Raw genomic sequence first — 10,216 nt, 5'->3', positions numbered from 1 at the left:
CGGAGCAGAGATGACCACGCCCCACGACAAGGTAGTCGCCGCTCTCCGGTCCTCCATGAAGGAGGCCGAACGGCTGCGCAGCCAGAACCGGCAGCTCCTGGCCGCGGCCGCCGAACCCGTCGCCGTCATCGGCATGGGCTGCCGCTACCCCGGCGGCGTCGCCTCGCCCGAGGACCTCTGGGACCTCGTGGCGGGCGGCACCGACGCCACCGGCGGGTACCCGGCCGACCGCGGCTGGGACCTCGGCGCCCTGGCGGACGCCGGCGTCGACGAGCGCGGCACCCGCGTCTCGCGGCGTGGCGGCTTCCTCGACTCGGTGTCCGGCTTCGACGCCGAATTCTTCGGCATCTCGCCGCGCGAGGCCGTCTCCACCGACCCCCAGCAGCGCCTGCTGCTGGAGACGTCGTGGGAGGCGTTCGAGCGGGCGGGCCTGGACCCGACGGCGCTGCGCGGCAGCCGCACCGGTGTCTTCCTCGGCACCAACGGCCAGGACTACGCGTACCTGCTGGTGCGCTCCCTGGCCGACGCGACCGGCGACATCGGCACCGGCATCGCCGCCTCGGCCCTCTCCGGCCGGGTGTCGTACACCCTCGGGCTGGAAGGCCCGGCGGTGACGGTCGACACCGCGTGCTCGTCCTCGCTGGTCGCCCTGCACTGGGCGGTCCAGGCGCTGCGGGCCGGCGAGTGCACGCTCGCCGTCGCGGGCGGCGTCAACGTGATGGCGACGCCCGGCTCGCTGATGGAGTTCTCCCGGCAGGGCGGGCTCGCCTCGGACGGGCGCTGCAAGGCGTTCGCCGACGGTGCCGACGGGACGGGCTGGGCCGAGGGCGTCGGCGTGCTGGTGCTGGAGCGCCTCTCGGACGCCCGCCGCAACGGGCACCGCGTCCTCGCGGTCGTCCGGGGCTCGGCGGTGAACCAGGACGGCGCGTCCAACGGCTTCACCGCGCCCAACGGCCCCTCGCAGCAGCGGGTGATCCGCCAGGCGCTCGCCAACGCCGGGCTGACGGCCGCCGACGTCGACGCCGTCGAGGGCCATGGCACGGGCACGCCGCTGGGCGACCCGATCGAGGCTCAGGCACTCCTCGCCGCCTACGGGCAGGGGCGGGAGGACGGTCGGCCGCTCTGGCTGGGCTCGGTCAAGTCCAACTTCGGCCACGCCCAGGCGGCGGCCGGCGTCGCGGGCGTCATCAAGATGGTGGAGGCGATGCGGGCGGGCGTGCTGCCGAAGACGCTGCACGCGGACACGCCGTCCTCGCGTGTGGACTGGTCGGCGGGCGCGGTGCGGCTGCTGACGGAGGCGCGCGAGTGGCCGGGGGGCGAGCGGCCCCGCCGGGCGGGTGTGTCGTCGTTCGGGATCAGCGGGACGAACGCGCATGTGATCGTCGAGGAGGCTCCGGCGGAGGATGTTTCCGGGGCGGATCTCTCGGTCGTGCCCGGGGTGGTGCCGTGGGTGGTCTCGGCGAAGTCGGGGGCGGCGCTGGACGTGCAGGTGGAGCGGCTCGCCGGGGTCGGGGGCTCGGTGGTGGACGTAGGGCTGTCGCTGGCGGGGCGCTCGCGGTTCGGGCATCGGGCGGTGCTGGTGGACGGGGCCGAGGTTGCGCGCGGGGTGGCGGGGGAGTGGTTGACGGCGTTCCTGTTCTCGGGGCAGGGGTCGCAGCGGCTGGGGATGGGGCGGGAGTTGTATGCCCGGTTCCCGGTGTTCGCCGAGGCGTTCGATGCGGTGTGTGTGGAGTTCGATCCGGGCTTGCGTGGTGTGGTGTGGGGTTCGGATGCGGAGCTGCTGAACCAGACCGCGAATGCCCAGTGCGGACTGTTCGCGGTCGAGGTGGCGCTGTTCCGGCTGCTCGAATCGCTGGGTGTGGGGCCGGATTTCGTGGTCGGGCACTCGGTCGGTGAGATCGCGGCGGCGCATGTGGCCGGGGTGTTCTCGCTGGAGGACGCGTGCAAGCTGGTGAGCGCTCGTGGCCGTCTGATGCAGGCACTCCCGTCGGGTGGCGCGATGCTGGCGGTGCAGGCGGCGGAGGACGAAGTCCTGCCGCTGCTGGGCGATTTCGTCTCGATCGCGGCCGTCAACGGCCCGACCTCGATCGTCGTCTCGGGAACGGAGGAGGCCGTCGCGGCGATCGGGGAGCACTTCGCCGACCGCAGGACGACGCGGTTGCAGGTCTCGCACGCGTTCCACTCGCCGTTGATGGACCCGATGTTGGAGGACTTCCGCGAGGTCCTCAACGGGCTGAGCTTCAGCGCGCCTTCGATCCCGGTGGTCTCCAACCTCACCGGCGCCCTCGGCGAGGACGTCACCAGCCCCGAGTACTGGGTGCGCCACGTCCGCGAGGCCGTCCGCTTCGCCGACGGCGTCCGCACCCTGCGCGAGTCCGGTACCACCGCTTTCGTCGAGCTGGGCCCGGACGGCGTCCTCGCCGCCTTCGCCCAGCAGGACGGGGACGCTCCCGCGCTCCCGCTGCTGCGTCGCGACCGGCCCGAGGAGCACACCCTCGTCACCGCGCTGGCCCGCCTGCATGTCGCGGGTGTCCCGGTCGACTGGGCGCGGCTCTTCGAGGGCACCGGCGCCCGCCGCGTCGACCTGCCCACCTACGCCTTCCAACACGAGCACTACTGGCCCGCCCTGGGCAGCGGCGTCGGCGACGTCGCCTCCGCCGGTCTGCTGGCGGCGGACCACCCGCTGCTCGGGGCGGCCGTGCCGCTCGCGGGTACGGACGACGTCGTTTTCACCGGCCGGCTCTCGCCCGGCATGGCGGCGGCGTGGGACGGCGAGGCGGACGTCTTCCCGGCGGCCGGGTTCCTGGAGCTGGCGATCCGGGTCGGCGACCACGTCGGCTGCGACCGGGTCGAGCGGCTCGCCGTCACCCGACCGCTCGCCCTGGGCGTCACGGGTGGCGGCACGATGGTCCAGGTCCGGGCAGGCGCGCCGGACGAGTCGGGTGCGCGGACGGTGACGTTCTTCTCGCGCCCCGACGGCGGGCTCGACGAGGCCTGGACCGAGCACGCCACCGGGGTGCTGGCCACGGGAGCGTGCGCCGCCGACTTCGACGCGGCGGTCTGGCCGCCGACCGGCGCGGTCGCGGACGGCGCCGGCGTCTGGCGGCGCGGCGAGGAGACCTTCGTCGAGGCCGAGCTCCCGGCCGAATTGGCAGGCTCGGCGGCCGGGTTCGGTCTGCACCCGGCGTTGCTGGCCGCCGTCCTGCGGGCGGACGACCGAGGGCTCGTGCCGGTGGCGTGGTGCGGGGTGTCGCTGCACGCCACGGGTGCCACGGTGGCGCGGGCCCGGCTGGCGCGGACGGGCGCGGACACGCTGTCGCTGGTCCTCGCCGACGCGGCGGGCGAGCTCGTGCTGTCGGCGGAGTCCGTGGAGGTGGGCGAGCCGGCCGCTGCTATCCATGGGGCGAACGGGTCGCTGCTGCGCCTGGAGTGGGTCGCGGCTGCGCCCGCCCGGCCGGTGAGCGTCCGGTCCGTGACGCTGGGTGTGGAGGTCGCGGAACTGTCGGAGCTCGGCGACGAGGTGCCCGGCGCTGTGGTGGTCCCGGTGGCGGGTGGTTCGACGCCGGAGGCCGTGCACGAGGTGACGGCGTGGGTGCTGGGCCTGGTGCAGGAGTGGCTGGCCGAGCCTCGGTTCGCGCACGCGCGCCTCGTCTTCGTCACGCGGGGTGCCGTGGCGGGTGGCGAGGTGTCCGACCTCGTCGGCGCTGCCGTGTGGGGTCTGGTGCGGGTGGCGGAGTCGGAGAACCCGGGCCGGTTCGTGCTCGCGGACGCGGACGGCGAGTTGCCGCTGGACGCAGTGCTGGCGACCGGCGAGTCGCAGGTGCTGGTCCGCGAGGGCGCCGTGCGCGTCGGTCGACTGACCCGCGCTGCGGGCGGCGGGTCATCTGCGGGCTGGGGTGGTGGCACGGTCGTCGTCACGGGCGGCACCGGCGGCCTCGGCCGGCTCGTCGCGCGCCACCTGGTGGCGGAACACGGCGTCCGGGACCTGCTGTTGCTGAGCCGCCGCGGTGGCGCCGGCGCGTGGCTGGAGGAACTGCGCGAGCTGGGCGCCGACGTCGAGGTGGTGGCCTGTGACGCCGCCGACCGGGAGGCCCTCATGGAGACGCTGCACGGCCGGACGGTCACGGGTGTCGTGCACGCGGCCGGTGTGCTGGACGACGGCGTCGTGAGCACCCTGACGCCCGAGCGTCTCTCCGCCGTACTGCGCCCCAAGGTGGACGCGGCGTGGAACCTGCACGAGCTGACCAAGGACCAGGATCTCAAGGCCTTCGTCCTCTTCTCGTCGATATCCGGTGTGTTGGGCAGCGCCGGTCAGGGCAACTACGCGGCGGCCAACGTCTATCTCGACGCGCTGGCGCACTGGCGCCGCCACCAGGGCCTGCCCGCCCAGTCGCTGGGCTGGGGTGCGTGGGTGCCGACGGCCGGTATGACGGGGACGCTCTCCGAGGCCGACCTGCACCGGATCCGCTCCGCTGGCGTCCCGCCCCTGACCGAGGAGGACGGTCTCGCCCTGCTCGACGCCGCCATGGCCGTTGACGAGCCCTACCTGGTCGCGACGGGCCGCATGGCCGCCGGCGCCCGCCCACGCGGCGAGGTGCCGACGATGTTCCGCGCCCTCCTGCCCCCCGGGCGCCGTACCGCCGTGAGCACCACGGGCACGGGGGCCGCGCTCGCCGCCCGTCTCCTCGAACTGCGCGAGGGCGACCGCCTGCGTCACCTCGTCGACCTCGTCCGTGCGGAGGCGGCCGGCGTCCTCGGCCACGCCTCGGGCCAAGCGGTCGACCCCGGAAGGGAGTTCCGGGACCTCGGGTTCGACTCCCTCATCGCGATCGAGCTGCGCAACCGCCTCGCCGACGTCACCGGGCTCCGGCTCCCGGCCACCCTGGTCTTCGACTACCCGACCCCGCACGTCCTCGCCGCGCACCTCCTCGGGGAACTCCTCGGCGAAGAGGACGACTTGGTGGCCCCGGCGGCCGCCACCCGCGCCGACGCCGGGGAGCCGGTCGCGATCGTCGGCATGGCCTGCCGCCTGCCCGGCGGAGTGCGGACCCCCGAGGACCTGTGGCGGCTCCTGAGCGAAGGCCGCGACGGCATCACCGACTTCCCGACCGACCGGGGCTGGGACCTCGCAGCGCTCTTCGGCACCGGCCACGGCGTGAGCGCCACCCGCCAGGGCGGCTTCCTCGCCGGCCTGGGCGACTTCGACGCGGCTTTCTTCGGCATCTCGCCGCGTGAGGCCCTCGCGATGGACCCGCAGCAGCGGCTCCTGCTGGAGACGTCCTGGGAGGCCTTCGAGCGGGCGGGCATCGACCCGACCGCGTTGCGCGGCAGCCGGACGGGCGTCTTCGTCGGCACGACGGGCCAGGACTACGCCCCGCTGGTGATGAACTCCCGGGAGGAGGTGGAGGGCCACGCGAGCACCGGGCTGGCCAACAGCGTGATCTCGGGCCGGGTGTCGTACTGCTTCGGCCTGGAGGGCCCGGCGCTCACGATCGACACCGCCTGCTCCTCCTCGCTCGTGGCGATGCACCTGGCCGCGCAGTCCCTCGACAGCGGCGAGTGCACGCTGGCGCTGGCCGGCGGTGTGACCGTGCTGTCCACGCCGATGAGCTTCCTCGGCTTCACCCGCCAGGGCGGACTGGCCACGGACGGGCGCTGCAAGGCGTTCGCGGACGGTGCCGACGGGACGGGCTGGTCGGAGGGCGCCGGTGTGCTGGTGCTGGAGCGGCTCTCGGACGCCCGCCGCAACGGGCACCCGGTGCTGGCCGTCGTGCGCGGCAGCGCCGTCAACCAGGACGGCGCGTCGAACGGCCTGACGGCCCCCAACGGCCCGTCCCAGCAGCGCGTGATCCGCCAGGCACTGGCCAACGCGGGGCTGTCGGCCGACGAGGTGGACGCCGTCGAGGCGCACGGCACGGGCACGACCCTCGGCGACCCGATCGAGGCCCAGGCGCTCCTCGCCACCTACGGGCAGGACCGCGAACTCCCGCTGTTCCTCGGCTCGGTGAAGTCCAACCTCGGGCACACCCAGGCGGCGGCCGGGGTCGCGGGCGTCATCAAGATGGTGGAGGCGATGCGGGCGGGAGTGCTGCCGAGGACGCTGCACGTCGACGCGCCGTCCTCGCACGTCGACTGGTCGGCGGGCGCGGTGGAGCTCCTGACGGAGGCGCGTGCGTGGCCGGAGGCCGGACACCCGCGACGGGCCGGGGTCTCGTCGTTCGGGATCAGCGGGACGAACGCCCACGTGATCGTCGAGCAGGCGCCCGTGGTGGACCAGGCCGAGGAGCCGGGCATCGCGCCGGGCGCCGTGCCGTGGGTGGTCTCGGGAGCGTCGGAGGCCGCGCTGGACGCGCAACTGGCCGGGCTCGCCGACCTGAGCGGCTCGCCGGCGGACGTCGGGCTGTCGCTGGCGGGGCGGTCGCGGTTCGGGCACCGGGCGGTGCTGCTGGACGGCGCCGAGGTGGCGCGCGGTGCGGCGGGGGAGCGCAGGCTCGCGCTGCTGTTCTCCGGGCAGGGCTCGCAGCGGCTGGGGATGGGGCGGGAGTTGTATGCCCGGTTCCCGGTTTTCGCGGAGGCGTTCGACGCGGTGTGTGCGGCGATGGACATGCCTTTGCGCGAGGTGGTGTGGGGCGAGGACGAGGAGCTGCTGAACCAGACCGCGTACGCCCAGGCCGGGCTGTTCGCGGTCGAGGTGGCGCTGTTCCGTCTCGTCGAATCGCTGGGCGTGCGGGCCGAGTTCGTCGCGGGCCACTCGATCGGCGAGATCGCGGCGGCGTACGTCGCCGGGGTGTTCTCGCTGGAGGACGCGTGCGCCCTGGTCGCGGCCCGGGGCCGTCTCATGCAGGCGTTGTCTTCGGGTGGTGCGATGCTGGCGGTGCAGGCGACGGAGGACGAAGTCCTGCCGTTGCTGGACGGCGCCGTCTCCATCGCTGCCGTCAACGGACCGACGTCCGTCGTGGTCTCGGGCAGCGAGGAGGCCGTCGAGGCGATTCACCAGTACTTCGCCGACCGCAGGACCACGCGGCTGAAGGTCTCGCACGCCTTCCACTCGCCGCTGATGGACCCGATGCTGGACGACTTCCGGGCCGTCCTCGACGGGCTCGCGTACCAGGTCCCTTCGATCCCGCTGGTTTCCGACCTCACCGGTGAGGTCGGCGGCGAGGAGTTCACCACCCCCGACTACTGGGTGCGCCACGTCCGCGACGCCGTCCGCTTCGCCGACGGGATCCGCGCCCTCGACGCGGCCGGCGCGACGGACTACCTGGAGCTCGGTCCCGGCGGCGTGCTCACCGCCCTCGCCGAGCAGAACCTCGACGCGGGGGCCGACCGCGTCGCGGCCCCCGCGCTGCGCCCCGACCGACCGGAGGAGAACGTCCTGCTGACGGCGCTCGCCCGCCTCCACGTCGCGGGCGTGCCCGTCGACTGGGCCCGGGTCTTCGACGGCACCGGCGCCCGGCGCGTCGACCTGCCGACGTACGCCTTCCAGCAGGAGCGCTACTGGCCCGCCCAGGCCGCGCACACGGGCGACGTGACCGGCGCGGGCCTGCGGCCGGCCGAGCACCCGCTGCTGGGCGCGGTGGTCTCCCCGGCCGACTCGGGCAGCGTGCTGCTGACCGGCCGACTGTCGCTGAAGGAGCAGCCGTGGCTGGGCGACCACCGGGTGGGCGGCGTGGCCGTCTTCCCGGCGACCGGGTTCCTGGAGCTGGCCGTCCGGGCCGCCGACCAGGTGGCCTGTGACCGGGTCGAGCGGCTGACGCTCGCCGAACCGCTCCCGCTGCCCGAGAACGGCGCCGTCGTCGTCCAACTGGTGGCCGGTGCCCCGGACGAGGCCGGGACGCGTCCGCTGAGCTGCTACACGCGGCCGGAGGACGCGGTGGACGGTCCGTGGACCTGCCGCGCCACCGGCACGCTGGCCGTCGGCGAGGCGGAGGGCGGCTTCGACGCCTCCGCGTGGCCCCCTGCGGACGCGGTCGCCGTGGACCTGGAGGACTGCTACGACCCGCTGGACCACGGCTCGGCGTTCCGCACGTTGCAGGCGGTGTGGCAGCGGGGCGACGAGGTGTTCGCCGAGGCCGTGCTGCCGGGCCGGGCCGAGGACGCGGCGCCGTACGGGCTGCACCCGGCGCTGCTGGAGGCGGCCGTCCAGATCGCCGCTCTGACGGAGGCGGACGGTGGCGAGCGGCTGGTGCCCACGGACTGGCGCGACGTGGCGCTGCACGCGACCGGCGCGGCCGTCGTGCGGCTGCGGGTCGCGAGGGCGGGCGCGGACGCGGTGTCCGTCGAGGTCGCGGACGCGGCGGGCGGGCCCGTGCTGTCGGCGGGGTCGCTGACGCTGGGCGAGCCGGCCGCCGTGGCCGAGCGGAGCGGACCGGCCGGGGCTCTGCTGCGGCTCGACTGGGTGGACGTCCCGGCGCGGGCCACCAGGCCCGTGCAGGCCGTCACCTTGGGCGAGGACGTGCCGTCACTCGCCGACGTGACCGGCGAGGTGCCGGAGGTCGTGCTCGTGCCGGTGGCGGGTGGTTCGACGCCGGAGGCCGTGCACGAGGTGACGGCGTGGGCGCTGGGCCTGGTGCAGGAGTGGCTGGCCGAGCCGCGCTTCGCGCACGCGCGCCTCGTCTTCGTCACGCGGGGTGCCGTGGCGGGTGGCGAGGTGTCCGACCTCGTCGGCGCTGCCGTGTGGGGCCTGGTGCGGGTGGCGGAGTCGGAGAACCCGGGCCGGTTCGTCCTGCTCGACGTCGAGCGCGCGTCGGACGTGAAGACGGCGCTGCCTGTCCTCTCCACCCGACTGGACGGTGGAGAATCCCAGTTCACCACCCGTGCCGGGGCCGTGCGGGTGGGCCGGCTCGCCCGAGTGGCCCCCGGCGGGCGCTCGAAGGGTTGGGGCTCGGGAACCGTGGTGGTCACGGGTGGTACCGGTGGTCTGGGTCGTCTCGTCGCCCGGCACCTGGTGGCGCAACACGGTGTGCGTGACCTGCTGTTGCTGAGCCGGCGCGGGGGCGCGTCCGAGTTGGTGGATGAGTTGGCGGGGCTGGGCGCGCGTGTCGAGGTGGTGGCCTGTGACGTGGCCGACCGTGAGGCGCTGGCGCGGGCTCTGGACGGCCGGACGGTCACGGGTGTCGTGCACGCGGCCGGTGTGCTGGACGACGGCATCGTCACCGCGCTCACTCCCGAGCGTGTGTCGGCCGTCCTCCGCCCGAAGGTCGATGCGGCGTGGAACCTGCACGAGCTGACCAAGGACCAGGATCTCAAGGCTTTCGTCCTGTTCTCCTCCATCTCGGGCGTGATGGGTACGGCGGGTCAGGGCAACTACGCGGCGGCCAACGTCTATCTCGACGCGCTGGCGCACTGGCGCCGCCACCAGGGCCTGCCCGCCCAGTCTCTGGGCTGGGGCGCCTGGGTGCCCACGGCCGGTATGACCGGGACGCTCTCCGAGGCCGACCTGCACCGCATCCACGCCTCCGGCGTCCCGCCCCTGACCGAGGAGCACGGCCTCGCCCTGCTCGACGCCGCCATGGGAATCGACGAGCCCTACCTCGTCCCCATCGGCCGCGCCACCGGCCCCGCCCGGATGCCCGGAACGGTGCCCGCGCTGCTGCGCGGCCTCGTCCGCGGCGCCCGCCGCACGGCCGAGTCCACCGGCGGCCGCACCGGCGCGGTGGGCGCCCTCGCCGCCCGCCTCCACGAGCTGCGCGAGGCCGACCGGCTGCGCCACGTCGTGGACCTGGTCCGCACCGAGGCCGCCGCCGTCCTCGGCCACGCCTCGCCGCAGGCCGTCGCCGCCGACCGGGACTTCCACGACCTCGGCATCGACTCCCTCACCGCCCTGGAACTGCGCAACCGCCTCACCGCCGTCACCGGCCTGCGCCTGCCCGCGACCCTGGTCTTCGACCACCCGACCCCCGCCGCGATCGCCGCACACCTGCTCGGCGTGCTCCTGGACGAGCATGACGCCGCAGACGGCGCCGCGCTGTTCGGCCAACTCGACCGCCTGGACGCGGCCCTGGCCGATGCGGACACCGACGAGGCGACCCGCGACGCGGTTTCGCTCCGGCTGCGCCGAATGCTGGAGAAATTGCGAAACCAGGACGCGCAGAATGCCGAGGACGCCATTGCGGAGCGGCTCGAAGCAGCGAGCGCGGACGAGGTCCTGGCCTTCATCGACAACGAGCTCGGCCGGCTGAGCGACCGCTGACCGACCCGCCTCATCACAGGAAGG

1 protein-coding gene is annotated in these 10,216 nt (G+C 74.7%); it reads left to right on the top strand.

What is annotated here, in order from left to right; translation table 11 throughout:
* The first annotated feature begins 10 nt into the window (after positions 1–10).
* Positions 11–10,192 (top strand): SDR family NAD(P)-dependent oxidoreductase, encoded by a 10,182-nt coding sequence (locus ACIO9K_RS07355; RefSeq protein ID WP_400327681.1) that lies wholly within the window; start codon positions 11–13, stop codon positions 10,190–10,192.
* Positions 10,193–10,216 lie beyond the last annotated feature (24 nt).

The organism is Kitasatospora sp. NPDC087271 (genome assembly GCF_044744605.1).
GTDB lineage: Bacteria > Actinomycetota > Actinomycetes > Streptomycetales > Streptomycetaceae > Kitasatospora.
Note: the sequence above shows the minus strand (reverse complement) of the source record. Positions and strands in the feature narration are given on the sequence as shown.